General features: G+C 64.4%; 25 protein-coding genes. 10 read left to right on the forward strand and 15 right to left on the reverse strand.

The window, feature by feature from the left end; translation table 11 throughout:
* Positions 1-11: 11 nt before the first annotated feature.
* Both AC1DW2_RS19290 and AC1DW2_RS19295 read right to left on the reverse strand, forming a co-directional pair.
* Positions 12-311 (reverse strand): hypothetical protein, encoded by a 300-nt coding sequence (locus AC1DW2_RS19290; protein WP_063980014.1) that lies wholly within the window; start codon positions 309-311, stop codon positions 12-14.
* Positions 312-437: 126 nt separating this feature from the next.
* Positions 438-908, reverse strand: coding sequence for a MarR family winged helix-turn-helix transcriptional regulator (locus AC1DW2_RS19295; protein ID WP_063980015.1), 471 nt, complete (start codon positions 906-908; stop codon positions 438-440).
* A 97-nt stretch (positions 909-1,005) separates the two neighbouring features.
* Here AC1DW2_RS19295 and AC1DW2_RS19300 point away from each other — a divergent pair, with 97 nt between their 5' ends.
* Complete coding sequence (locus AC1DW2_RS19300) at positions 1,006-1,374, forward strand: antibiotic biosynthesis monooxygenase family protein (protein ID WP_477006953.1); 369 nt, start codon at positions 1,006-1,008, stop codon at positions 1,372-1,374.
* A 185-nt stretch (positions 1,375-1,559) separates the two neighbouring features.
* Here the strand turns inward: AC1DW2_RS19300 and AC1DW2_RS19305 are convergent, their stop codons facing one another.
* Positions 1,560-3,254, reverse strand: coding sequence for an EAL domain-containing protein (locus tag AC1DW2_RS19305; protein ID WP_477006954.1), 1,695 nt, complete (start codon positions 3,252-3,254; stop codon positions 1,560-1,562).
* 221 nt (positions 3,255-3,475) lie between these two features.
* Between AC1DW2_RS19305 and AC1DW2_RS19310 the strand changes: the two genes are divergently transcribed.
* Entirely contained in the window at positions 3,476-3,736 is a 261-nt protein-coding gene (locus tag AC1DW2_RS19310; RefSeq protein WP_071909032.1) for a hypothetical protein, read from the forward strand.
* A 92-nt stretch (positions 3,737-3,828) separates the two neighbouring features.
* Here AC1DW2_RS19310 and AC1DW2_RS19315 read toward each other — a convergent pair whose 3' ends face one another.
* From AC1DW2_RS19315 to mtgA, 3 genes are all read right to left on the reverse strand, one after another.
* Positions 3,829-4,464: a hypothetical protein gene (locus AC1DW2_RS19315; protein WP_071917057.1), complete on the reverse strand. Its 636-nt coding sequence runs from the start codon at positions 4,462-4,464 to the stop codon at positions 3,829-3,831.
* A 143-nt stretch (positions 4,465-4,607) separates the two neighbouring features.
* The gene (gene rpmF, locus AC1DW2_RS19320) at positions 4,608-4,790 is read right to left on the reverse strand and encodes a 50S ribosomal protein L32 (protein ID WP_028149139.1); all 183 of its coding nucleotides are present in this window, start codon (positions 4,788-4,790) and stop codon (positions 4,608-4,610) included.
* 169 nt (positions 4,791-4,959) lie between these two features.
* Positions 4,960-5,634, reverse strand: coding sequence for a monofunctional biosynthetic peptidoglycan transglycosylase (mtgA, locus tag AC1DW2_RS19325; RefSeq protein WP_477006955.1), 675 nt, complete (start codon positions 5,632-5,634; stop codon positions 4,960-4,962).
* 161 nt (positions 5,635-5,795) lie between these two features.
* Between mtgA and AC1DW2_RS19330 the strand changes: the two genes are divergently transcribed.
* Both AC1DW2_RS19330 and AC1DW2_RS19335 read left to right on the forward strand, forming a co-directional pair.
* A complete protein-coding gene (locus tag AC1DW2_RS19330; protein ID WP_063980019.1) occupies positions 5,796-6,719 on the forward strand; it encodes a polyprenyl synthetase family protein in 924 nt (307 codons plus the stop codon).
* A gap of 214 nt (positions 6,720-6,933) precedes the next feature.
* A complete protein-coding gene (locus tag AC1DW2_RS19335; protein WP_477006956.1) occupies positions 6,934-7,620 on the forward strand; it encodes a DUF1345 domain-containing protein in 687 nt (228 codons plus the stop codon).
* A gap of 45 nt (positions 7,621-7,665) precedes the next feature.
* On the opposite strand, the gene AC1DW2_RS19340 is transcribed toward AC1DW2_RS19335, so the two are convergent.
* Positions 7,666-9,498 carry a caspase family protein gene (locus AC1DW2_RS19340; RefSeq protein WP_477006957.1) on the reverse strand — a complete coding sequence of 611 codons (1,833 nt, stop codon included), beginning with the start codon at positions 9,496-9,498 and terminating at the stop codon, positions 7,666-7,668.
* Between the two features lie 176 nt (positions 9,499-9,674).
* Positions 9,675-10,100: a GFA family protein gene (locus tag AC1DW2_RS19345; protein WP_477006958.1), complete on the reverse strand. Its 426-nt coding sequence runs from the start codon at positions 10,098-10,100 to the stop codon at positions 9,675-9,677.
* 94 nt (positions 10,101-10,194) lie between these two features.
* Here AC1DW2_RS19345 and AC1DW2_RS19350 point away from each other — a divergent pair, with 94 nt between their 5' ends.
* The 3 genes from AC1DW2_RS19350 to AC1DW2_RS19360 all read left to right on the forward strand — a co-directional run bounded on the left by AC1DW2_RS19350 (position 10,195) and on the right by AC1DW2_RS19360 (position 13,241).
* Positions 10,195-10,569: a nuclear transport factor 2 family protein gene (locus AC1DW2_RS19350; RefSeq protein WP_007598116.1), complete on the forward strand. Its 375-nt coding sequence runs from the start codon at positions 10,195-10,197 to the stop codon at positions 10,567-10,569.
* A gap of 145 nt (positions 10,570-10,714) precedes the next feature.
* Positions 10,715-11,584, forward strand: a complete 870-nt coding sequence (gene bla, locus AC1DW2_RS19355; RefSeq protein ID WP_477006959.1) for a class A beta-lactamase — start codon at positions 10,715-10,717, stop codon at positions 11,582-11,584.
* A 46-nt stretch (positions 11,585-11,630) separates the two neighbouring features.
* Entirely contained in the window at positions 11,631-13,241 is a 1,611-nt protein-coding gene (locus AC1DW2_RS19360; protein ID WP_094184376.1) for a Na+/H+ antiporter, read from the forward strand.
* A gap of 46 nt (positions 13,242-13,287) precedes the next feature.
* Here the strand turns inward: AC1DW2_RS19360 and AC1DW2_RS19365 are convergent, their stop codons facing one another.
* The 7 genes from AC1DW2_RS19365 to AC1DW2_RS19395 all read right to left on the reverse strand — a co-directional run bounded on the left by AC1DW2_RS19365 (position 13,288) and on the right by AC1DW2_RS19395 (position 21,556).
* Positions 13,288-14,103, reverse strand: coding sequence for an N-acetylmuramoyl-L-alanine amidase (locus AC1DW2_RS19365; RefSeq protein WP_477006960.1), 816 nt, complete (start codon positions 14,101-14,103; stop codon positions 13,288-13,290).
* A 303-nt stretch (positions 14,104-14,406) separates the two neighbouring features.
* The gene (locus AC1DW2_RS19370; protein WP_477006961.1) at positions 14,407-14,838 is read right to left on the reverse strand and encodes a hypothetical protein; all 432 of its coding nucleotides are present in this window, start codon (positions 14,836-14,838) and stop codon (positions 14,407-14,409) included.
* Between the two features lie 81 nt (positions 14,839-14,919).
* Complete coding sequence (locus tag AC1DW2_RS19375) at positions 14,920-17,610, reverse strand: SUMF1/EgtB/PvdO family nonheme iron enzyme (RefSeq protein ID WP_477006962.1); 2,691 nt, start codon at positions 17,608-17,610, stop codon at positions 14,920-14,922.
* Positions 17,611-17,687: 77 nt separating this feature from the next.
* Complete coding sequence (locus AC1DW2_RS19380; protein WP_477006963.1) at positions 17,688-18,584, reverse strand: TauD/TfdA dioxygenase family protein; 897 nt, start codon at positions 18,582-18,584, stop codon at positions 17,688-17,690.
* 193 nt (positions 18,585-18,777) lie between these two features.
* A complete protein-coding gene (gene ispG, locus AC1DW2_RS19385) occupies positions 18,778-20,061 on the reverse strand; it encodes a flavodoxin-dependent (E)-4-hydroxy-3-methylbut-2-enyl-diphosphate synthase (protein ID WP_063980029.1) in 1,284 nt (427 codons plus the stop codon).
* Positions 20,062-20,073: 12 nt separating this feature from the next.
* Positions 20,074-21,027, reverse strand: a complete 954-nt coding sequence (locus tag AC1DW2_RS19390; RefSeq protein ID WP_477006964.1) for a DMT family transporter — start codon at positions 21,025-21,027, stop codon at positions 20,074-20,076.
* A 34-nt stretch (positions 21,028-21,061) separates the two neighbouring features.
* Complete coding sequence (locus tag AC1DW2_RS19395; protein ID WP_038943833.1) at positions 21,062-21,556, reverse strand: Fur family transcriptional regulator; 495 nt, start codon at positions 21,554-21,556, stop codon at positions 21,062-21,064.
* A 155-nt stretch (positions 21,557-21,711) separates the two neighbouring features.
* On the opposite strand from AC1DW2_RS19395, the gene AC1DW2_RS19400 reads away from it, so the two are divergent.
* From AC1DW2_RS19400 to AC1DW2_RS19410, 3 genes are read left to right on the forward strand one after another with little or no spacing between them, the layout of a single operon-like run.
* Positions 21,712-22,194: a MarR family winged helix-turn-helix transcriptional regulator gene (locus AC1DW2_RS19400; protein WP_014491125.1), complete on the forward strand. Its 483-nt coding sequence runs from the start codon at positions 21,712-21,714 to the stop codon at positions 22,192-22,194.
* Complete coding sequence (locus tag AC1DW2_RS19405; RefSeq protein ID WP_477006965.1) at positions 22,187-23,362, forward strand: HlyD family secretion protein; 1,176 nt, start codon at positions 22,187-22,189, stop codon at positions 23,360-23,362. The genes AC1DW2_RS19400 and AC1DW2_RS19405 overlap by 8 nt, the downstream gene beginning before the upstream one ends.
* A 4-nt stretch (positions 23,363-23,366) precedes the next feature.
* Positions 23,367-24,923, forward strand: coding sequence for an MDR family MFS transporter (locus tag AC1DW2_RS19410; RefSeq protein ID WP_477006966.1), 1,557 nt, complete (start codon positions 23,367-23,369; stop codon positions 24,921-24,923).
* The last annotated feature ends 50 nt before the right edge of the window (positions 24,924-24,973 follow it).

A 24,973-nucleotide genomic window follows, 5' to 3' on the forward strand; every position in this document is an offset into this window, starting at 1 on the left:
TCTCTCTATCGTTACGCCCGACACGACCTCAGGCGATTGAGCGTGGCACGATCGGCCGATGCGAGCGCATTGCTCCACTCCCGTTCGGAGAGGTCTCCGACCAGGCTGGAAAGGCTGATGGCAAGTGCACGAAGCCGCGCATTCTCCTCAAGAAGCAAAAAAACGTCGTTCGACGGGGATTCATCGTCCGAAAAGCTAGCGCCTTCGCAGAGCTGCTGCGACAAGAGTTCGAAAGACTCGTCACGCACGGTATCTTCGGCAGTGGAAATCAGCTTCTGTCTCTTATGACGCATTAAATCTTCATCACTCATGGCAAATTCCCCAACTCAGGACATGCCTCCAACCGCATTTGGATACATCGATTGAGTCGGCGGCGGATTTGAGTCCGAAATGGGCTCACACGATGTACGCCTCGTGTCCCCCGGCGCCTCGCTTGCTTACTCGTTCGCTTCACCGGCGTCTTTCAGACCGGCTCGCAGTGCGGTCACGACGCGATGGGCCACGTCGATATCCCTGACCGACAATCCATCCGCAAGGCCGTTGACCCACGGGACCTGCAAGCGGCCGGCGGCGTCGTAGACCTGCCTGCCCTTGTCGGTGAGCACCACAAGCTGCGCCCGGCGATGATGCGGGTTGGTCTCGAAGACAACGAGACCATCACGCGCGAGGTCGTTGACGATGCGCTGCACGTTCTGGCGATTGGCGCCGAGATTGCGGGCGAGCCAGGCGACCGGCTCCGGGCGCTCGGCGTCGGCGATCGCCCCCAGGATCTGCCAGCGCGCACTGGTGAGGCCGAGCGACGTCACCAGCCGGTCGCCAGCGGTCAGAAGCAGGCTGTTGGCGCGGAACATGTCGAGGATGAGGCCGGTCAGCGCTTCGCCCGCCGGGGTCCGTTTGGTCTTGTTCATTTGGCACCATTGATCCGTATTGACATCATGATGTCGATTAGCTATATCCGGGACTGTCGAATTGACATTATGACACCAAATTGACCGGAGCAATGTCATGCCCCTCATGCGTCCCCTCGACCCTGCCTTCCCGATCGACCGTCAGATCGCGCTCGAAACCGGCCCCGTGGTGCTCGTGAACGTGTTCACGCTCGACGCCGAGGATGAGCAGAGCTTCCTCAAGACTTGGCAGGACGACGCCGCCTTCATGAAGCGCCAGCCCGGTTTCATCTCCACCCAGCTTCACCGCGCCGTCGGCGACAGCCCGACCTATCTGAATTACGCGGTGTGGGAATCCAACGCGCATTTCCGCGCCGCTTTCACCCACCCGGATTTCCGCGCAAAGATTGCCGCCTACCCCTCATCCGCAGTCGCGAGCCCGCATCTGTTCCAGAAGGTCGCGGTGCCCGGTATTTGCGTCGCGTAGCTGCGCGCCTCCCACTCAGCTGTCATGCCCCGGCTTGACCGGGGCATCCAGTACGCCGCGGCCTCTCGGCTTAAACACAACTGTCTCTGGAATACTGGATCGCCCGATCAAGTCGGGCGATGACAGCGAGCATGCGGAAAGCCCCGCGCAGCTCGTCGTTATCCGACGAAGCAAGGGACGCAGCTCTATCCTGCTGCAGGCAGCGCGCTGTCCGGCGGCGTGCCCCATGGGCGGTCGGCTGAGGCGAGCCCGATCAGGCGGCCCTGGATGTAGTCGCAGCCCCAGTCGCGCAGCATGGCGGCGGCCTCTTCGTCCTGCACCCACTCGGCGACCGTCTTGATGTCGAGGCGGCGGGCGAGGTCGATCAGGGTCTGCACGAAGGCGCGATCGTCGGCGGAACGGGTGATGTTCTGCACGAAGGCACCGTCGATCTTGACGATGTCGACGCCGAGCTTGCGCAGGTTTCGGAACGAGGTGTAGCCGGCGCCGAAATCGTCGATGGCGATGCGGCTGCCGAAATTCTTCAGCCGCGTAACGAAGCCGCGCACGTCATCGATGTCCTGGATCGCGACCGTCTCGGTGATCTCGACGATCAGCCGCTCGGCGACGCCGGGGTGGGCCAGCATCAGCGACTCAATTCCCGCCCACCAGTCCGGATCCATCGTCGTATCGGGCGAGATGTTGAGGCTGAGGCAGATGTCGGGCGCGGACGCGAGTTCGGCGACCACCAGCTCGAGCACGCGGTGATCGACCAGGCGGATCAGGCCGAGCCGTTCGGCAACCGGCACGATGTCGGGCGCGAGCAGCACCTGGCCGTCGCCCTGGTCCATCCGCACCAGGCATTCGTGGAACGCGCAGTCGCGCGAGGCGGCCGCGACCACCGGCTCATAGGCGAGCTTAATGCGGCGCTCGTTCAGCGCCGTGACGATCTCGTCGGTGACGCGGATATTGACGCGGCGCTGTGCGTCGCGCGCGGCATCCGGGCGCCACGCCGCGAACGAACCGACGCGGCGTTGTTTGGCCGCGTCCAGCGTCTCATGGGCGCGATTGACGGCCTCGTCGGTGCTGCGGGCATAACGCGGCACGCTGACCGCGCCGATCGACGCCGTGACCGAGACCGGGCCGGATTTGGTCGGCACCACCTCGTCGCGGATGCCGGCAAGGAAGCGCTCGGCGGCGACGTTCATGTCATCGACGGTGCAGTTCTTCAGGATCAGGCCGAACTTGTTGCCGGAGAAACGGCCGAGCACGTCGCCGCCGCGCAGGCGGGCGCGGATGCGCTTGGCCACGTCGAGGATCACGGCGTCCGCGACATCGAAGCCGAAGGCGTCGTTGACGCGGGCGAGATGATCGATGCCAACCAGCATGAAGGCTGCGGTCGAGCGGAAGCGGGTCGTCTCCTCGATCGCCTCGGCCAGCGCCGCGATCAGGTGGGAACGATTGAGCTCGCCGGTCAGCGGATCGAGCCGAGCCAGCTTGGTCAGCTCCTCGTCCCGGGCGTGACGCTCATTGTTGATGCGGATGGAGCCGATCGCGCGCACCGGGCGGCCATCGGGGCCGGCGAACCAGCGGCCGGTCTCCTCGATCCAGACCACGGGATCGGCGGCGCTCATGCGCACGCCATATTCGACCCGGTAGGGCGTGCCGTCGGCGCCGTGCACCGGCGAGGTCTGCGCCAGCGCGGCGGTCCGCAGCGTCTGCGCGGGCTCGATCAGCTTGGCGAATTCGGCGCCAGTCGCGAGCCGCTCGGGCGGGATGCCGGGAAAGACGCTGGCGACCTGCTCACCCCACACGATGGAATCGCTGGCGATGTCCCAGGCGAAAACGGCCTGACCAAGAGCGGCCAGGATGTCGGAGGCTTGCGGCAATGCAGGGGTCAAAATCGCCTCGTTTCGGGACAGCAGGGAGTCCTGAGTCGGCACAGAATACGGCCAGATTCGACTCCGACTCTAGGCAAAGTTCATAAACAATTTGGAAACCATGTTTCGCAGGCCCGCGGAACCAAACCGGCCCGGCCGGCATAGGCCTTGCGAGTACATGACACGCACCGGCGCCAGCGTCTCGAAACGCGACAGGCCTCGCCGGATCAACGGTGATTGCGATGTTAAGTACTGATCGATCGGAATGCGCTGACAACGGCACGGGCACGGCCCTGGTGCCGCTGTTGCCGACGTTGCAGTGGGTCCACAAGGCGCCGCTGCCCCGTCCCGATCCGAGCTTCGTCACCCAACTCATCGCCAATGCCGAGCACCTGCCCCAGGCCAGCCGGCTCCGCCGCGCCTCGTCCGAGGATGCGCAGATGGCCTATGGCGACAAGCGCCCGCTCGGAAGCGTCACCGCGCGCACGCGACAGGTGGCTTAAGCACGACGAATTTGCTGAGAGAGGTGGTGCCCTTCACCTCGCCCCGCTTGCGGGGAGAGGGAGCGCACCGCCATTGCGGCAGCAGCTCACGATCAGCGCGGCGCGTCGGGAGACGGCGGCGTGCCGTTGCCCGGTTGCAAATCCGGCGAGGGAATTTCCGGCGAGGGCGGGTTCACCGGCTTCGGCGCGGGATGATCCTTCAGCACGGATTCGGCGACCGACTGCGCTGAAGGCGCGGGTGGCACCGCCGGCGCAGACACCGGCTCGAACTTGGGTTCGGGCGCCGCGTCGTCCGCTGCCGCTTCGGCCTGGCGCTTGGCCTTGCGCGGCGCCGGCACTGTCGTCTCCGCGACATAGGTGACGCGGCGGCGCGTGCGCTGGGCGATACCGCCGAGGAAATCGGCCATCGCGAGCAGCACCAGCAGGAAATAGGTGGAGTTGCCGAACTTGGGCCACATCACGAATTCGGCCGCGGCAGCACCGAACACGATCAGCGACAGCAGATGATCCATCAGGAATTTCGAGCCGGGCCGCGCGCCTTTGACCACCTCTAACAGCAGCAACACGATACCGAGCGCGAGCATCACGTCGGCAAGCGTGACCGGCCAGGTCTCGCCCGTGATCATCGGCACCTTGAACAGCACGTCCGTAAAGGACACGGACGGCATCAGGAAGGCGATGATGTTGTAGACCGCGAGCGGGATCAGGAGCAGCGGGAAACCGACCATCGGCGAAATGCCTTCTCGATCAAGATATCCGGACAGGACAATGCGGCCGCGAAGCATTAGCTCCGCCGCCGTCATTGTCATATCTCATTGGGTGGCCGAAATCAGGCAGGCGAAATGATCCTGCCCGGAGAAAGGTCCTAAATTCAGGACTCTTTCTTCTTCAGGACCTGACGGCCCTTGTACATGCCGGTCTTGAGGTCGAGATGGTGCGGACGACGGAGCTCGCCGGAGTCCTTGTCTTCCGCATAGGTGGGCTTCTTGATGGCGTCTGCCGAGCGGCGCATGCCACGACGCGACGGCGAGGTTTTTCTTCTCGGAACGGCCATTTCAATATCCTCTAGGGATTGGTGTTGTCAGGGCATCGTCCGCGAGGGGACGGCTCAGCACCCGCAAACCGAGGCGAGCTGAATGCCGATCAAGGCCGGGCTTATAGAGGAAGGCTGGCCGTAAATCTAGGCTTTTGGACCGGAAAATACGTCCGAAAAGGGCTCAAAATCAGCGATTTTCCCGCCAGCAGGTCAAAAGCGAGTTCGCCTGCGCCCTCGCTACATAGGTCCCCGCCAGCCGGCGGACGCCAGGCCCGGGGGTCCGGGCGCTCCGTTTGACCGGATTGGGCAGGATCGAGGCCAGAAGTGCCGCCTCCCGGGGCGAGAGGTTGGCCGCCGATTTGCCAAAGGCATAGGCGCTGGCCGCCTCGACCCCAAACTGGCCCTGCGGGCCGAGCTCGGCGATGTTGAGGTAAATCTCCAGGATTCGCGCCTTGGGCAGGACAAAATCGATCCACAGCGCCAGCGGGAATTCCAGCGCCTTGCGGACAAAATCCCGCCCCTGCCAGAGGAACAGGTTTTTTGCCACCTGCTGGGTGATGGTGGAGGCGCCCCGGAAGGGCGTGCCGTCCTCCTTCGCATCGTCGATCGCCTCGCGCAGCGCGCCCCAGTCGATGCCATGATGCTTGCAGAAATGGGCGTCCTCGGCCGCCACCACCGATCGCAGCAGTGAGGGCGACATCGCGGCCAGATCAATCCACTCCCGATGCATCGGCGCACCCCTGAGCGACCGCCAGGCCATCAGCGTCGAAACGGGATGGCCGGTGCGGTAGAACGGCGCGATCACGTAGGGCGCGAGAGCCACGACCACGAGCGCTACCAGCAGGATCTTGACGATGCGCAAATCGACCTTTCCGGCGCAAAATGAAACGCGGCCACGGATCCCGCCATTAAGTCTGTGATAATTCGGGCCTTTTCCAGCAGTTTTTAGGCCTTCCAAACGATTGACTGGGGCGGGCGCATAAAGGATTGTCCCGCCGAATTTTAGTTCTGGAGCCCTTCTTGATGACCGGCACGTCCCCGTCCGATTTCGCCAAACGCCTGGACAAGACCGCTGATGACACCGAAGCCCTGCTTGGACGCCTGCTGGCGGACGACATCCTGCACGATGAAATCGCCCGTCCCAAGCGACTGATGGACGCAATGCGCTATTCGAGCCTCAACGGCGGCAAGCGTCTGCGGCCGTTCCTGGTGGTCGAGAGCGCGGCCGTATTCGGCGTTCCCCGCGAAGCGGCGCTGCTCGTGGGCGCCGCGCTCGAATGCATCCACTGCTACTCGCTGATCCATGACGACCTGCCGGCGATGGACAATTCGGACCTGCGTCGCGGCCGCCCCACCCTGCACAAGAAGACCGATGATGCGACCGCGATTCTCGCCGGCGACGGCCTGTTGACGCTCGCCTTCGACATCGTCACCCGCGATGAGATCCACCGCGACGCCAATGTGCGCCTCCTGCTGACGCGCGCGCTGGCGCGCTGCGCCGGCATCGGCGGCATGGTCGGCGGCCAGATTCTCGATCTCGCCGGCGAAGGCCGTTTTGGCGGCAACGAGCCGATCGATGTCGCCCGCATTCAGCAGATGAAGACCGGTGCGCTGCTGCGCTACGGCTGCATCGCGGGCGCGATCCTCGGCCAGGCCTCGCAAAAGGAATATCAGGCGCTCGACGATTACGGCCGCGCACTCGGCGAGGCCTTCCAGATCGCCGACGATCTGCTCGACGTTGAAGGCGATGCGGCGGCCCTCGGCAAGCCGGCCGGCGCCGATGCCGCGCTCGGCAAGACCACCTTCGTCACCCAGCTCGGCATCGAAGGCGCCAAGCAGCGCGTGCGCGACCTGCTCGCGCGGGCCGACGGCGCCGTGTCGATCTTCGGCGACCGCGCCGCCGTTCTGCAGGCCGCCGCGCGCTTCGTCGCCGAGCGGAAGAACTGATGTAGTGCACGATCTTCACCTCGCCCCGCTTGCGGGGAGAGGTCGATATTCAAGCGCGGCTTGAATATCGGGTGAGGGGGAGCCTCCGCGAATCCAGCTCTCACCGTCCTTGCGGAGGCGCCCCTTAACCCCAACCCTCTCGCCGCAAGCGGGGCGAGGGAGCAGGCCGCCGCTGCAGCGACAGCGAGAGTTGAGCGAGAGGGCTGGAGCCATCATGGCCACCGACAAAGACGATCCCGTCCTCGTCCGCTTCCGCAAGATGTCGCGGCCGATGCGGCTGATTTACGCGCGGCCGCGCACCTTTATCGCGCTCGCTGCCGGCATCCTGGTCTGCTTGCTGCTGCCGGGATCGCACCGGCCGGTGACGCGGCTGCTGTTCGGCTGGGATGCGTTGATCGCGGTTTATCTCGTGCTGGTCTACGCGATGATGCTGTGCAACGACCAGCAGCACATCCGCCGTAGTGCCGCAATGCAGGACGACGGCCGCTTCGTGATCCTGCTGGTGACGGCGATCGGCGCCTTCGCCAGCATCGCAGCGATCATGTCTGAGCTCGGCACGCCGCATCGCGGGGCGTGGGAGTTGACCATCGCGATCGCCACCATCGCGCTGTCATGGGCCGCCGTGCACACGACCTTCGCGCTGCATTACGCCCATGATTACTACCGGCACCCGCCGGGCGGATTGCAGTTTCCGAGCGGCGATAAGGAAGATCACGCCGATTATTGGGACTTCGTCTATTTCTCGTTCGTGATCGGCATGACCGCGCAGGTCTCCGACGTCGGCATCACCGACAAGACCATCCGCCGCACCGCGACCGCGCATGGCATCGTGTCGTTCATCTACAACACGGCGCTGCTGGCGCTGACAGTGAACATCGCGGCAAGCGCGATCTCGAACTGACGTCGTCCCGGCAAGCGCCGAGACGACGACGTCGATGGCGCGATCCTAGTTGCACACCTCGGCATTGGCGTCGTTGCCGGGGCCACCGCCGCCGCGATATTCGAGATGACAGCCGCGGTTGACCGGGCGGCAGCTGCCGCCATTGCAGAAAATCTGCCCGCCACCCGAGGCGCGGCCGGCGCTCGCGGCAGCCGCAATGCCCGCGGCGGCGCCATAGCCGCCCGCCGCACCACCGGCCTGACGGCGCTGCCGTGCGGAACGCTCATCGCCGTCGTCGCGCTTGGCGGCTGCGGGCTTGGCCGTCGCAGGCTTGACCGTCGCAGGCTTGGCGATGCGCTGCTTCTCGCACTCATTGTCGTCGTTGATCGCATAGCCCTCACGGCAAACGATCTTCGTGCACGTGTCGCCGTCGGCCTTGAAGCCGTGCTCGCAGACCAGCGGGCAGACGCGTGACGGCTTTGACTTGACCGTATCGAGCGCATCTGTGCTCGCCACTTTCACGTCGAGCCTGGTGCCGGCATAGCGGTTGAACTGCGACAGTGACCGCCGCGAAGTCGTATTCCAGTTGCCATTGACCTGCCCGGAGAAGCAGCCGACGCGGCCGAGCTCGGTCTGCACCAAGCGGCTGAGGTCGACCGGCGCGGTCGTCGGCGTCAGCGAAGCGACGCTGGTGCCGGCGGGGCTCGCCGTGCTGGCGGGTACGGCACCTGGCGCCGCGGCGGCGAGGTTGACGCGCTGCTGCTCGGCCGCGGCCGCCTGCTGCTGCACCTGCTCCTTGGCCTTCTGCGCGGCGAGCTGCGCCTGCTCGGCGGCTTTCGCATCAGCCGCAGCCTTGGCCTGCGCATCCTTCTGCGCGCCGAGGGCGGCAAGACGATCGCGTTCGGCCTCGGCCTGCTTCGCCTTCTCGGTGGCCGCCGCATGGGCCTGCTCGGCACCGATTTTTTCGACCTGAAGCTTGGCGAGATTCGCATAGAAGCCGTCAGGATGCTGGGCCAGGAATGCCTCCCAGGCCGGCCTGTTGCCAACCTGGAGCGCGAGCTCGTAGTCGCGGCGGATATCGGCAGCCTGCGGGTTCGCCACCGGCGCCATCGGAGCGGCCGCGACCACCTTGACCGGCACCAGCGGCACGTCCTCGCCGCCGAGCGAGCCGTAGACGAACGGCTCCTGCTTGTTGCCGGTCGACTTGAGCACGTCGTCGCGCACGAAGCCGAAGGCGCGGCGGACGTCGAGGCCCGGCGTCGTCAGATGCTTCGACAGCGCGACCGTAAACGGGCTGTTGGCGCCGTCGCCGTCCTGCGCCGTGAAGCCGGCCTTGGCCGAATACGCGATCAGCGTGTTGGGGCTGTTCGGCTCGACCTGGGCCAGGCCACGGCCGATGCCGCGCGAGACAACCGTGCGCTTCATGGTCTTGCCGAACGGATTATCGCGGCAGGCGTCGAGGATCACCAGGCGAAGCTGCTTGGCGGGCTCGACCGTGACCAGAACGCGGTCGAGCGACAGCCCCTGGTCGTAGACATCGGTGTCGCGTTCGAGCTTGGCGTCAACAGGGATCAGATAGTTCGAGCCCTCGACCTCGATGCCGTGGCCGGCATAGTAGATCACGGCGATGTCGGCATCGCGCGTCACATCGGCAAAATCGCGCAGCACGCGCCGCGTCTCCAACGCGGACAGATCATGCCGGGACTCCACAATTTCGAAGCCGGCGTCCTTCAGCGTCTTGGCCATCACTGCACCGTCATTGACGGGGTTCGCGAGCGACGGCGCGTACTGATACGACGAGTTGGCAAGGACCAGCGCCACGCGCTTTCCGGCGAGAGCGGGCGCAGCGCCGAACAAGAGAGCCAGAAAAAGCGGACAAAGTCCGAGCAGGCTACGCATGACAGAACTTCCAGAGATCGGGAGCAATTCGGTCGCCCTTTGGGGATTGCCTTAGCAGAATCCGCCGTCGCATTTGTGATTGAGATCACGAAGACGATGCCTGCAAATTGCCAAGGAACTCTTTAGTCTCGCCAGAGCGATAGCGGTTCGCTGGCGCAGGCCAAGTATGCGCTCAGTCACCCCCCGATGTGTCCCCGGTATTGCGGCAGCTCGTCCGTGATCTCATGCCAGGGCGCCTTCGAGCCCACGAAAATGTGGGCGCTCGGCCGGATCGAGGGGGCGTCAACCAGGGTTCCCATGGCGACATGGACCCATTTCCCCTCGCGCACCCGGGAATAAAGCAACGAGCCGCAGCGGGCGCAGTGCGCGTCGTGGGTTGTGTCGTCGCCATGGATGAGGCGCTGGTCCTCGCCACGGACGATGCGGAGCTTGTCCTGCACGATCCCGGCGAACGGCTTGAAGGCGGAGCCGGTGGTGCGGCGGCAATTCGAACAGTGGCAGTTCAGCGCGTAAGAGAACGCGTCCGCGACCTCGTAGCGCACGGTACGGCAATAGCATTCGCCGGTGAGGATACGAGCATTCGAATTTTCTGATCCGGTCATTCCAGCGTCCTCGCCCAATTGGCGCAGACACCCATAGCGCATTTTGATGTGTACGACTAAGTTCGCCCCAAGCCATCATTCAAAGGGATGACCCATGAGCCAGAACCGTTCGAGCGTCGAAGCCGTCGTGCAATCCTATTTCGACGGACTTTACGAGGGCGATGCCGAAAAACTCGGCGCCATCTTCCATCCCTCCGCCGATTTGCGCTGGGTCGAGAAGGGCGAGCTTCAGGTGCTGACCGTGCCCGACTGGCTCGATCGCGTCCGCAAGCGCCCCTCCGGCAAGGCCGAAGGCAAGCCGCGCGAGGATTTCATCGTCACCATCGACCGCTCGGACGACAAGACCGCCTTCATCAAGGTCAGGTGCCAGCTGCCGCCGCGCTTTTTCACGGACTATCTGGTGGCGATGAAGCTCGCCGACGGCTGGCAGATCGTGTCGAAGTCGTACCGGTATGACCTGAGGGAGTGAGGGCACCCTCGCACTGCCCGAAATCCGGCACCCTCGCCCCGCATTCTCCGTCATTGCGAGCGCAGCGAAGCAATCCAGTCTGTCTCCGCGGAAAGATTCTGGATTGCTTCGCTGCGCTCGCAATGACGATGTCTGAAAGTCCCTTGTGCCTCTCGACCGCCGTACCCTGCTCGCCTCGCTCGCCTGGATGGCCGCCTCCCCTGCACTCGCCGCAGACGCACCGCCGGAGCTCGAATCCTACGAGCGCGAGAGCGGCGGGCGCATCGGGGTCTATGCCGAGAACCTCGCGACTGGCGCGAAGCTCGCATGGCGCGCGGACGAGCGCTTCGTCATGTGCTCGACATTCAAGGCTTCGCTCGCGGCCTGCGTGCTGGCGCGGGCCGATCGCGGCGAGGAGCAGCTTGCGGCCATGATCCCCTACGGCAAGGCCGACCTGCTCGACTACGCGCCGGTCGCCAAACAAAATCTCGCCGCCGGCACGATGTCGGTCACCGACATGTGCAAGGCGATCGTCGAGCTCAGCGACAACACCTGCGCCAACCTGCTCTTGGCGCGGCTCGGCGGCCCCGCCGCGCTCACGGCCTTCTGGCGATCGCTCGGCGACACCACCTCGCGGCTCGACCACAACGAGCCCGAGCTCAACCGCTCACCGCCCGGCGATCCCCGGGACACCACGACGCCGGCGGCGATGGCCGGCAATCTGAAGCGGCTGGTGGTGGGCGAAGCACTGTCGCCGGCCTCGCGGACCCAGCTCACCGAATGGATGGTGGGCTGCAAGACCGGCGCCAACCGGCTGCGCGGCGGCCTGCCGGCAGGCTGGAAGATCGGCGACAAGACCGGTAACAACGGCAAGGATGCGTCGGGCGATATCGCGGTCGTCTGGCCCAAGCTCGACAACAAGGCGGATGTACCAATCCTGATCGCGGCCTATACCCAGGGCGGCAGGCCCAACGCCGCGCAGATCGAAGCCGCGTTCGCGCGCGTCGGACGCATGGTGGCCGAACGGTTGGCGTGAGCCGGGACGCATTGACCTTTTGGCCGCTTCCGGGCCAAGACAGGCCATGATCGCAGCGAAATTTCAGACCTTTCTCATCCTGCTCACGGTGCTGGCCGGCACCGCGCTGGTCGCCCGCCGCTTCAACATCGCGCCCGCCATTCTCCTGATGCTGTCCGGCGTCGGCCTCGCCTTCGTGCCGGGCATGCCGCCGGTGGAACTGCCGCCGGAACTGGTGCTGCTGATGGTGCTGCCGCCGCTGATCTACTCGGCGAGCGTCGCGATGAGCTGGCGCGAGTTCAGGAACAATCTGCGGCCGATCGTGCTGCTCGCGGTCGGCGCGGTGATCTTCACCGCGGCGCTGGTGGCTGCGGCCACGCATTATGTGATCGGCCTGCCCTGGACCATCGGCTTCCTGCTGGGCGCCATCGTCGCGCCGCCCGACGTGGTGGCGCCGCTCGCGATTGCGCGCCGCCTGAACATACCGCGCCGGCTCCTGGTCATCCTCGAGGGCGAAGGGCTCGCCAACGACGCGACCGCCCTGATCCTCTACCGCTTCGCGCTTGCGGCCATCATGGTCGGCCATTTCTCACTGCCGCTGGCGGCCGGCGAGTTTGTCCTCATCGTCGCCAGCGAGATCGCCTTTGGCATCGGCATTGGCTGGCTCTCCCTTCGCTTCCGCAAATGGTCCAGGGATCCGCAGGTCGAGCTGACGCTGTCGCTGATCACGCCCTACGTGTCCTACTGGCTGCCCGAGCATCTCGGCGGCTCCGGCGTGATCGCGACCGTGGCCTGCGGCCTCTATGTGAGCTGGAACGGGCCGCTGCTGATCTCGGCGTCGACCCGCCTGCAAGGCATCTTCTTCTGGGATCTCATCATCTACCTGATCGAGGGCCTGCTGTTCCTGCTCACCGGCTTCCAGATGCGGGCACTCTACGAGAAGTCGAAGGCGTTTCCGCTCGACGATATCATGATCGCGACCGCGGTGGTCCTGGCGGTCATCGTCATCGCACGCTTCGTCTGGCTGTATCCTGCGATCTATCTGCCGCGGATATTGAGCAAGAGCCTGCGCAAGCGCGACCCATCGCCGCCATGGCAATGGCCGTTCGTGCTCGCCTTCACCGGCGTGCGCGGCGCGGTGTCGCTGGCGGCCGCGCTGGCGCTGCCGTTCACGTTGCCGGGCGGCGAGGCCTTCCCGTATCGCGACCTGATCCTGTTCGTCGCCTTCGGAGTCATCTTCGTGACGCTGATCGGCGTCGGCCTGACGCTTCCGCCGGTGGTGCGCTGGCTCGGTGTAGCCGAGGCCGGCCGCAACGAGCATGTCGCCGAGCACGAGGCCGAGATCGCGGCACGCCGCCAGGCGCTCGAGGCGGCGCTGAAGTCGCTCGACGCAATGACCGAGGAAAAGGATGTGTCGGACGAGGTGATGCGGCTCCTGCGCGCGCGTCACGAGATTCGTGTCAACCAGCTTCCGGATTCACTCGACCCCAACCATCACGACGTCTCCGCCGCCGGCACCGCCCTGACTCGCGACCTGATCGTCGCCGAGCGAAAGTTCATCCACGACCTCCTGCGCGACGGCCAGATCACCGACGAGACGCGGCGCCGGATCGAGCGCGACCTGGACCTGGAAGAGGCAAGCCTGGCGAACAGGGAGTATCGGGGGGTGCCGTTGTAGCTTTCTAGTCATTGCGAGCGAAGCGAAGCAATGACGGCAGCGCCGACTATCGCATCTTGCAAAATTCCCCGACCCCCGCCGCAACGGCGCCCGCAATCATCTCCTGCCGCTCCGACGAGTTCATCTCCATCTCCTCGTCGCGGTTGATGATCGAGCCGGCTTCGAGCAGCACTGCCGCGCCTCTCGTTCGCGACAGCACGACGAGCCCGTCATAGCGGTAGACGCCGACATCCTTGTCGAGCAGCTGGCGCCGGTAGCGGCCCATCACCGGCAGGGTGTATTGGCTGGCATAGTGCAGCCCCTGCTCCTTCAACTGCCTGCCGATCATCCGGGCCAGCTTCAGGCTGCTGGTGAAGTGCGGATTGCGCTCGGACACGAACAGCGAGTGACCCGAGAAGCGGTCGCTGAAATAGCTCTTTGCGCCGTCGAATTCCCAGGTCTCGAGCAGCTTATCCGGCACCGAATCGTGATGGATCGACAGCACGAGATCGGCCCGGCCGTCATTCGCGGCACTGACGCGCTTGAACAGGCTCGGCCGCGCCTTGCCGTCCGTGACGAGCAGCCGGGTTGCGGTAAAGCCTTCGGATTTGAGTTTTGCCGTGACCAGCCTTGCGAGCCGGAAGTTGAAGCCGAACTCCGGATCATTGCGCGCGCTCAACGCGCCGTAGGAGTCCGGGGTGTGCCCGACGTCGACGACGATCCGGAATTTCGGCATCTCACATTTGGCTGGTGCGGGCGCAGGCTTAGGTCTGGCTTTCGCAACCTTCCGGGCCGGGGCAGCACGGCCCGCGTCGATCGACGGAAGCAACAGTGCGACCAGCGACACGAGGAGAATTGCGACGATGCCCCGCCCTAACGACAAGTCCTACTCCGCTGCCGCGATCCTCGGCCTGCCGACGAAGTCGGCGACGTCGCCGAAGCGCTGCACGACGATCGCAACAACTCGCCCATTCCCGTCCCCGAGCCGGACCCGGTCAGGAACTTGTTGTCCTCGGCGCGGAGCATGGCGGATCCTCCCGATTTGATTTTCGGGAAGATTGGCGCGGACGCGGGAAGACGTCAACGCAAGCACGGCTTCGTGAAGTGGGTTGGCGCAGCGTAATCGCCGCCTTTATCGCAGGCCGAAGGGGGCAGATCTTAGGGCTCCTATCCGCCCCCATCGCAATTACCTGACGGTGACGGCGACTGTGTATACCTTGCCATTATCCGGGTCGGTAGGGTCCGCCGTCACGCGCCGATACGTGAAGGAGTCTTCACCGACATAACCCTTCTTGGATTGGTACACCACGCTGGTCAGCCGCACGGTCTTGGCCTCTCCGCTTCTCAATTTGCGTTGCCCGGTGCTCGCTCGCGTCGTCACGGCACCGCTCCTCGGCGGAGTCACGACTTCAATGCTGACGGGCCAGACCTTGCCACTGCTGTCGACGCGCCAGTGTCCGCCGCATTTGCAGATTTCCTTTGCCTCGCCCGATTTCACGACGAGCGACGTGTTCCCCCCGCCCGCATGTGCGCCACAGAGGATTCCGAAGAACAGGACGAGCCCCGCGGTGATTTTGATCAAGAGGGCCGACGGTAGGCGTACCGGGTAGGTTGTCATTTCATAAGTCTCCAATGAAAAAATCTTAGAGTTATTGTATGGGATTGTTCCGGCTGGCGAGGCCGATGCACTCGTGCCCGGCTATCTCAAGGTTCTCGCGACTCGAAATCCAACGTTGCTCACGCGTCCTTCGGACTGCACGCCATATCGGCTCCCCGCTTCGACTGCATCCGCCTTGCTGACCCAGGAGCCTCCCCTGAGGACACGCTGCTCGCATCGGCCTTTCAGCCAAGGACTCCCGTCCACAGGCGCGTCCTCATAAGTGTCGTTGACGCAATCCTCGGCCCATTCCCAGATATTGCCGTGCACCTGATAGAGGCCCCACGGATTCGGCAGGAAGGAATCGACAGGAGCCGTCTTTTGCCCGGAGGCACCCTTTGCATTCTTGTCCTGGCTGGCCCTGTCATCGTAGTTGGCCTGGCCCCGAGACACGGAGACTCCCCACCAGAACGATGACGTCGTTCCCGCGCGCGTCACATATTCCCGCTCGGCTTCGCTCAGGAGGCGGTACGTCTTGCCGGTGCGGGCCGACAACCAGGCTGCATAGCTCTTGGCATCCGACCAGGAAATGTTGATCGCCGGTCGTCTCCCGCGGCCCCAACCGTTGTCCCAGGGCTTGTACCCATTGCATCCCCCATCGGCGACGCAGGCGTCCCATTCCGCAAACGTGACAGCGTAACGGCCAACCGCGAATGAATGGGCGAACGTCACCTTGTGGCGAGACGATTCCGTGGTGCGCTTCGATGCACTCTCCGACGCCCCCATCATGAAGACGCCCGGCGGGACCACGACCATCTCCGGACACTTTTCACATTCCTTGAAGCTGGCCCTCTGCTTCAGAGTCGCCTCTTCCGAATCGGACAACACCTTGATGCCGAGCGCCGTCAATCCTTCGCGCTGCTGGGTCGTGTCAGGAGCCGGAAGCGTGGCGTTGGTGGAGGCCACCTGCACCGCCTGTAACGCCTTGAGCCGCTCGCGAACCTCTGCCGACCGCGAGCTTTCGGGAAATTTGCTCAGAAATTCTTCGAACATGGCCGGCGACCGGCCGTCCTTTATCGCGTTCCAGACGATCTCATCGGTTGCGAGCGGGGGCGGAGGAGGTGCCGCTGCCGCCGCGCGTTCCTTCTTCAGCTCGTCACGACGCGACAGTGCGGCGGAGACGTGCGAACTGTTCGAATATTTGGCGGAATATTCCTCGAAGATCGCGGGGTCGTGCGACTCCTTGATCGCGTTCCAGACGATCTCATCTGCAGGCGGAGGTGGCGGCGCTTGAGCAGCAGCGATCTCCTTCCTCAAGTCATCCCCGCGCTGTCGTGCGGCCGCGATGTGCGGGCTCGCCGCATATTTACTCACGAACTCATCGAAGATCGCGGGATCGCGCGATCCCTTGATCGCGGCCCAGACGATGTCCTCGGCGGCGGGAGGTGGCGGAGCTTGCGTGGCGGCAATCTGCTTTTTCAGTTCGTCCCTGCGCGCCTTGGCGTCCGCCAGATGCGGGCTTGCCGGAAATTTGCTGGCGAAATCATCGAAGATTGCCGGATACGTCGAGCCTTTGATGGCATCCCAGACGACCTCGTCGGCGGTCGGAGGCGGTGGAACGCGGGCGGCAGCGGCGGCAATCTGCTTTTGCAGCTCGTCGGCGCGCGATTGCGCCTCGCCTCGATGCTTGCTGGCTGGAAACTTGCTGAGGAAATCATCGAAGATCGCGGGATAGTTCGAATCCCTGATCGCCGCCCAGACGATTTCGTCGGCGGTCGGCGGCGGGGGTATGCGCGCGGCAGCCGCAGCTTGCGCCTGCTTGAGCTCATCACGCCGTGATTCCGCCGCCTTCAGATGTGGCGTCGTCGGAAACTTTGCGATGAACTCCTCGAACACGGCCGGATAGGTCGAATCCTTCACGGCGTTCCAGACGATGTCATCCGTCGTTGGCGGTGGCGGCAGTTTCGGTGCATCGACGATCGAGATGACAGAGCCGCCCAATGATCCGTAGACGAACGGCTCCTGGTGACGATTGGTGACCTTCAGCACTTCGTCGCGAACTCGGCCGAATGCAATCCTCAAGTCCAAGCCGGGAGCGGCGATGTTGTGCAGCAGCGCGGCCGTGAAAGGACTGTTTTTGGCATCGCCGTCCAGCGCAACCGATCCGGCCTTGGCCGCGAATGCAATCAGCGTATCGGATATCGCGGGCTCGACCTTGGCCAACCCGCGACCGATCGATCGGGACGCTATGGTTCGCTTCATTGTCTTCAAGAACGGGTTGTCCCGGCACGCATCCAGGATGACGAGGCGAAGCCGCCTGGTGGGCTCGATTGATTTCAGAATGCGATCGAGGGAAATGGCTTCATCCTCAATGTCGAAATCGCGGGACAACTTCGCGTCGACGGGGATGACGTAGTTTGCACCATCGACCTCGATGCCATGGCCGGCGAAATAGACGACGGCCACGTCGGCATCGCTTGCCATCTCGGCGAAATCGCTGATCGCGCGCCGCATGTCTGAAATACCAAGATCACGGCGAGCATCGACCGCGGAGAATCCTGCAGATCTGAACAGGGAGGCAATCTCGGCGGCGTCATTCCGGGGATTCGGAAGGCTCGGGACATTCCGGTACGACGAATTGCCAATCACCAGAGCGACGCGCTTCTCGGCCAGCGCCTGACCCGCGAACCCGTAAAAAACGAGCGCAAGAATGGTAGCCGCCACCCAGCGCATAATTCCCCCCAAATCGCCCTTTGCGAGTATATCGCTGGTTGTAGCCCCTGCAAGCAGCACCGCGAGCCCACATCATTCGACGGGGGCGATCCCAAGTCCGTGATTCAGGTCACTGAGCGATTGGCGACGGTGGCCGTTTAAATCGGCCTTTCCCCCTTCACCGTCACGCGCGTGCCCGAGCGCGTGTGCGGCCAGTAGTCCCACATCGCGCGGTGCTGGGTGCAGCGGTTGTCCCAGAAGGCGATGGCATTCTCGGTCCAGCGGAAGCGGCACTGGAACAGCGGGTTCTCGGCGTGCTGGTAGAGATAGGCGAGCATCGCATCGCTCTCGTCGCGCGGGATGCCGTTGATGTGGCGGGTGAAGCCGCGGTTGACGTAGAGCGCCTTCCTCCCCGTCACCGGGTGCGTGCGCACCACCGGATGCTCGGCGCTCGGATAGGACGGACGATCGGCGACGCCGTAATTGGCGTAAAGCCCGCGATAGATCGGCTCGCCGTCATGCAGCGCGGTCAGCCCGTCGAGATACGCCTTCATCCGGTCCGACAGCGCCTCATATGCGGCGTACATGTTGGCGAACAGCGTGTCGCCGCCGCGCGGCGGGCACTGCTTGATGTAGAGGATCGAGCCCATCGGCGGCTCGAGATCGCAGGACACGTCCGAATGCCAGCCCTCGCCGTTCGCTCGCGGCGAGTTCTTGTCGGCGTAGATCTTCATCAGCGCCGGATCTTCGTCCTCGTGCGGCGCGGCGGGGTGGAAATGCAGCTCGCCGAACTTGCGGCCGAACGCGAGATGCTGTTTTGGCGTGATGTCTTGATCGCGGAAGAAGATGACGAGGTTTTCGGCAAGCGCGCGGTGGATCTCGTCCATCTGCCGGTTGGAGCGGGCATCGCCATCGACGAGGCTGCCGATATCGACGCCGGATATTTCCGCGCCGATGATGGGGGTGAGCTTTTCGACCGCGATGGTCTCGTAGGCCGCGCCGTCTTCGGCCGTGTGGCGGTAGCGCGGACCTTGCTTGCCGGCGAGTGAGCTCATGGCATGTCTCCCGATCATTTTGATTGGAAGACATCGTAGCCCGGATGGAGCGAAGCGCAATCCGGGAACGGGTCGTTCCACGGTGGGCAATGCCCCGGATTTCGCTGCGCTCCATCCAGGCTACGGTCGCGCAAAAAATAAGGCGGGTTGCTTTTGGCAAACCCGCCTTACGATTCCAATGTTTGGGAGACGCTTACTCCGCCGCGGTCACCGGCACCTTGGCGCCCTGGCCGTAGCGCTGGTCGATATAGTCGATCACCAGCGCCTTGAAGTCGGCGGAGATGGTCGGGCCGCGCAGCGTGCGGAATTTCTTGCCGTCGACGAAGACGGGCGCGGCCGGCGCTTCGCCGGTGCCCGGCAGCGAGATGCCGATATTGGCGTGCTTGGATTCGCCGGGGCCGTTGACGATGCAGCCCATCACCGCGACGTTGAGCTCTTCGACGCCCGGATATTTCGTCTTCCAGCCCGGCATCTCGTCGCGGATGAACGCCTGGATCGAGCTCGCCAGCTCCTGGAACGTGGTCGATGTGGTGCGGCCGCAGCCGGGGCATGCCGCGACCAGCGGCACGAAGGTGCGGAAGCCCATGGTCTGCAGCAATTCCTGGCCGACCTGCACTTCGCGGGTGCGGTCGCCGCCGGGCTCCGGCGTCAGCGAGATGCGGATGGTGTCGCCGATGCCCTGCTGAAGCAGGATGCCGAGCGCGGCCGACGAGGCCACGATGCCCTTGGTGCCCATGCCGGCCTCGGTGAGACCGAGATGGATGGCGTAATCGGAACGCGCCGCGAGATCCTGATAGACCGCGATGAGATCCTGCACCGCCGAGACCTTTGCGGACAGGATGATGCGATCCTTGGGCATGCCGAGCTCTTCGGCGCGTGCGGCCGAGAGCAGCGCCGACTGCACCATCGCCTCGCGCGTCACCGCGCGCACATCGCGCGGATTGGCGGACGCGGCGTTCTCGTCCATCAGCTTGGTCAGCAGCTCCTGGTCGAGCGAACCCCAATTGGCGCCGATGCGGACCGGCTTGCCGTTCTTGTTCGCGATCTCGATGATGTCGGCGAACTGGGTGTCGCGCTTGTCCTTGAAGCCGACATTGCCGGGATTGATGCGATATTTCGCGAGCGCCTCGGCGCAGGCCGGATAGGCCGCGAGCAGCTTGTGGCCGATATAGTGGAAGTCGCCGATCAGCGGCGTGGTGATGCCACGCTTGGCCAGGCCGTCGCGGATATGCGGAACGGCAGCAGCGGCCTCCTCGCGGTCCACGGTGATGCGGACCATTTCGGAGCCGGCGCGCGCAAGCGCTGCGACCTGGGCGATGGTGCCGTCGATGTCGGCGGTGTCGGTGTTGGTCATCGACTGCACGACGATCGGCGCACCGCCGCCGACGGCGACGTCGCCGACCTTGACCTGGGTGGTCCGGTGCCGGGGCGCCGGGCCCGCGATGTCGGAATCAATGGGGTTTTCGAGCTTGTTCATGGGGTCCAAATATCAGGTTTTGGTGACGTTGAGCAATGCATCGCGCGGCGCCGCAGCCGTTGAGCTGGGACGGTTAACCAGAAAAAGCCCAGCAATTACAAGGATCGCAGCGGCCCCGAATGTCAGGCTCAAGGTGTCGTGCATGATGAAATAGCTACCCACCACGCCAAACAAAGGGGTGATGAAGGTAAAAGCCGACAATTTGCTGGCCGAATAGGTCTTCACCAGCGCGAACCAAAGCGTGAACGTGGTTCCGACCACCCAGATCGCCTGGAAGGCCATCAGGCCGAGCGACAGCGGCGACGGGGTCTGGGTTATGGTCTCCCCAAACAGCCAGGCGGCGGTGCCCAGGATCGGGATCGAGGTCGCGACCTGATAGCCGAGTGCCTTTTCCGGCGCCGCGAAGCGCAGCCGGGTGCCCTTGGCGACCAGTGTGGTCGCCGCCCAAAGCCCTGCGCCGGCCACGATCAGGAGGTCGCCGAGCAGGATGTGCGAATCCACATTGGGCTGCGGCACGCCGATCGCGAGCGCAACTCCGGCAAAGCTCACAGCCGGCCCCAGCCATTGGGTGCCGCCGAGCCGCTCGCCGAGCACCTGGTAGGACCCGAGCGCGACGAAGAACGGCGCCGTGTAGAGGAACACCACCGCGCGCGAGGCCGAGGTCAGGCGCAGGCCCTGGAAGATCAGCACGAACTCGACGCCGAACATCAGCCCGGCGATCAGGCCGGCCTTCCACGTGCCGTCGCGCTCGAAGAATTTGACGCCGCGCAAGCTGCCGATAATGAACAGCACGGGCAACGCACCCATCGAGCGGATCATCGCCTGGAGCATCGGCGGCACCTCCGGCAGCACCAGCTTCACTGCGATCTGATTGAAACCCCAGGTCAGGCACAGCATGAGCATCAGGGCGATGGCGCCGGCACTGAGGGGGCGACCGGCGGACGGTATGGCTTGTGGTGCGGACATTTCTTCCCGAATACCGGCTTGCGCCGTTGTTGCTTTATGCAGCTTTCTGACAATGGGCGCAGACGCCCGTGATCTCCACCACGGACAGTTTTGGTGCGAAGCCTGAGCTGCGCGCCGCGGCATTGAGGTCCTTGGCGAAGGACGCCGACGGGATCTCGCCGACCAGGCCGCAGCGCTCGCAGATCAGGAACGCCACCGCCGAGGTCGCGTCGTGGTCGTGGGCGGCGCAGGCGAGATAGGCGTTGCGGCTTTCGATGCGGTGCACGAGGCCGTTGGCCATCAGGAAATCGAGCGCACGGTAAACCGTGATCGGCGCCGGCCGCGGCATCGACTTGGCGAGCTCGTCGATGATCTCATAGGCGCCGAGCGGCCGGTGGCTGGAGAGCAGCGCCCCCAGCACCTGGCGGCGGATCGGCGTGAATTTCTGCGCGCGAGCCTCGCAAACCGTCTCGGCGTGCGCCAGCGCGTCCGCGGTGCAGCGGCCGTGATCGTGGTCAGGCGTCGGAAATGCCGGCTTTGCGAGGGTCATGTGGCCTGCCTTCTAGCATTTCGGCCGTGGAACCCAAAGCGCGACCGGGAATGCGCCTGTCAGCCATGCTCTTGCTGCGGGACAGCGTCCCGCTAATCCGCCACGAAATAATCATAAGCTTGCTTATTATAGTCAAGCTCATTGGAGATAACGTTATGACCCGCGGGTCCGTCGACCAGAACTTCCTGTTCACGCTCGGTGAACTCTACCGCCTCTTGCGGGTCTATGCCGACAAGGAGGCATCGCGCTTCGGCATCACCCGCGCGCAATGGGCGGTCCTGGCCAAGGTCGAGCGCAGCGAGGGCATGAAGCAGTCGGAACTCGCCGAGTTGCTGGAGATGCAGCCGATCACGCTGACGCGCCTGATCGACAAGCTCTGCGACAGCGACTGGATCGAGCGCCGCAGCGATGCCTCGGACCGCCGCGTCAAGCGCCTCTATCTCAAGAAGGCCGGCCGTGCGCTGCTCGGCAAGATGAGCGGCCTGAAATCGGAACTCACGGCGAACGCACTCGACGGCATCAGCCCGGCGGACGCCCACCGTCTCCTCACCCAACTCGAATCCATCAAGGAAAACGTGCGTAACGCGATCCAGACATCCGGCGCGGAACAAGCGCGTAAGGAGCAGCGCTATGGCTGATCAAGTCCTCAAGTTCCAGCCCGAGCAGAAGAGCGACAGCGGCAAGCCCACCAAGAAAGCCGGCACCGATCCGCGCCGCCGCCTGGTGGCGGGCCTGCGCCGCTATCGCCGCTTCCTGCTCCTGGTCGTGCTGCCGCTCGTCGTCGCCGTCGGCGGCCTCACCTTCTATCTGAACGGCGGCCGCTACGTCGGCACTGACGATGCCTATGTCGGCGCGCAGAAGGTCCTGGTGACGCCCGACATCTCCGGCAAGATCCAGAAGGTCGTCGTGAGGGAAGGCCAGATCGTCAAGCAAGGCGACGAGCTGTTCGAGATCGATCCCGTGCCGTTCCGCCTCGCGGTGGACGAGGCCAGGGCGCAGCTGATGCAGGCGCAGTCGACTTATGACAACCTCCGCGCCAACATCAAGATCTACGGCGACATGCTCAACCTTGCGCAACAGGGCGTCGACCTGAAGCAGCGCGACGTCGAGCGCAAGCAGGCGCTGGTAAAGAACAGCTACGGCTCGCAACTCGACCTCGACAACTCCGCGAACGCGCTGGTCACATCAGGTTCGATCGCGCAATACGTCAAGCAGCAGATCTCGACGGCCAAGACGCAGCTGCTCGGCGACACCGACCTGCCGCTGGAGAAATTCCCGCCTTACGCGCAGGCCAAGTCCAAGCTCGACAATGCCGAGCGCAATCTCGACCACGCCGTGGTGCGGGCATCGATGGGCGGCGTTGCGACGCAGGTCGAGCAGATTCAGCTCGGCCGCTACGTCACCGCCGGCACGCCAGTGTTCTCCATCATCGACGTCGCTCACCCCTGGGTCGACGCCAATCCGAAGGAGAGCGACCTCACCCACGTCACCGAGGGACAGCCTGTGACGCTCGAGGTCGACGCGTTCACGAACCACGTCTTCAAGGGCAAGATCGGCTCGCTTTCGCCCGGCACCGGCGCGCAATTCGCGATCCTGCCGCCGCAGAACGCCACGGGCAATTTCGTCAAGGTGGTGCAGCGCGTGCCTGTCAGGATCTATTTCGACGAGACCGACAAATACGTGCGAAAGCTGAAGGCCGGCATGAGCGTCTATGCCACCATCGACACCGGCCACAAGCGCTCGCTCGCCGGCCTGTTCGGATTGTCGGCGACGGCGAACCAGGACAAAGACCAGGACAAGGACTGATCCGATGTCCGGCCCCAATGCCAGCCTGATGGTCCCCGGCCTGCGCAGGAACATGGTGACGATCTGCGCCATGACCGCGACCATCATGCAGGCGCTGGACACCACCATCGCCAACGTCGCCTTGCCCTACATGCAGGGCTCACTGTCGGCCTCGCAGGACCAGATCAACTGGGTCTTGACCTCCTACATCGTCGCCGCCGCGATCATGACGGCGCCGGTGGGCTGGATCGCCAACCGCTTCGGCCGCAAGCGCATCTTCATCATCTGCGCCGCCGGCTTCACCTTCGCATCCGTGCTGTGCGGGCTGGCGCAGGACATCAACCAGATGGTGCTGTTCCGTCTGCTGCAAGGCGTGTTCGGCGCGGCCCTGGTGCCGCTGTCGCAATCGGTCATGCTCGATTATTACACGCTCCAGGAACGCGCCAAGGCGATGTCGATCTGGGGCATGGGCGTGATGATGGGCCCGATCATGGGCCCCTCGCTCGGCGCCTGGCTGACCGAGACCTATTCCTGGCACTGGGTGTTCTTCGTCAATTTGCCGTTCGGCGCCATCACCGTGCTCGGCCTGATCGTCTTCATGGACGAGACCCGGAAGGATATCAGCCTCAAATTCGACTGGTTCGGCTTTGCCGCGCTGGCGATCGCGATCGGCTCGCTTCAGCTCGCGCTTGACCGCGGCGAGCAATTGGGCTGGCTCGAATCCGGCGAGATCATCGCAGAATTCATTGTGTCGGCCGTCGCCTTCTACTTCTTCCTCGCGCACTCCTTCACGACGTCGACGCCGTTCATCCGCTTCGCGCTGTTCAAGGATCGCAACTTCGTCACCGGCTGCATGTTCATGGTCGTGATGGGGCTCGTGCTGTTCTCGACCATGGCGCTGGCCTCGCCCTACATGCAGAACGTGATCGGCTATCCCATCATCACCGCCGGCCTGCTGCTGGCGAGCCGCGGCTTCGGTACCTTCTTCGCGATGATGCTGGTTGGCCGCATGATGCGTTATTTCGAGGCACGCACGCTGATCATCACCGGCCTGACGCTGACCGCGGGCTCGCTGTTCCAGATGACCGGGTGGACCGACCTGACCCAGGTGCCGGAGATCGTTACCGTCAGCGTCATCCAGGGCTTCGGCTTCGGCCTCGTCTTCGTGCCGCTCTCGACGGTGGCGTTCCTGACCCTGTCGAACGAGCTGCGGACCGACGGCACCGCGATGCTGACCCTGATGCGCAACGTCGCGAGCTCGGTCGGCATCTCCGTCGTCATCGCCGAGCTGACGCAGGGAACGCGGCGGACCTACGCGATCCTGTCCGAGTACGTCAACCCGTTCAACCACGCGCTCCAGATGCCCAGCGTCAGCGGCATGATCAATCTCTCCACCGACGCCGGCCGCGCCATGGCCGACAGGATGGTCAGCGTGCAGGCGCAGATCATCGCGTTCGCACACGACTATATGCTGGTGATGATCTTCATCCTCTGCACCATCCCGCTCGCCTTGCTGATCGGCTCGACCAAGGCCACGCTGCGCAAGCAGGCCGCGGGGCCGGAACATGCGGTGATGGAGTAACCACAGGTGTCATGCCCCGGCTTGACCGGGGCATTCAGTACGCCGCAGCT

It is taken from the genome of Bradyrhizobium sp. P3_C3 (assembly GCF_056402655.1).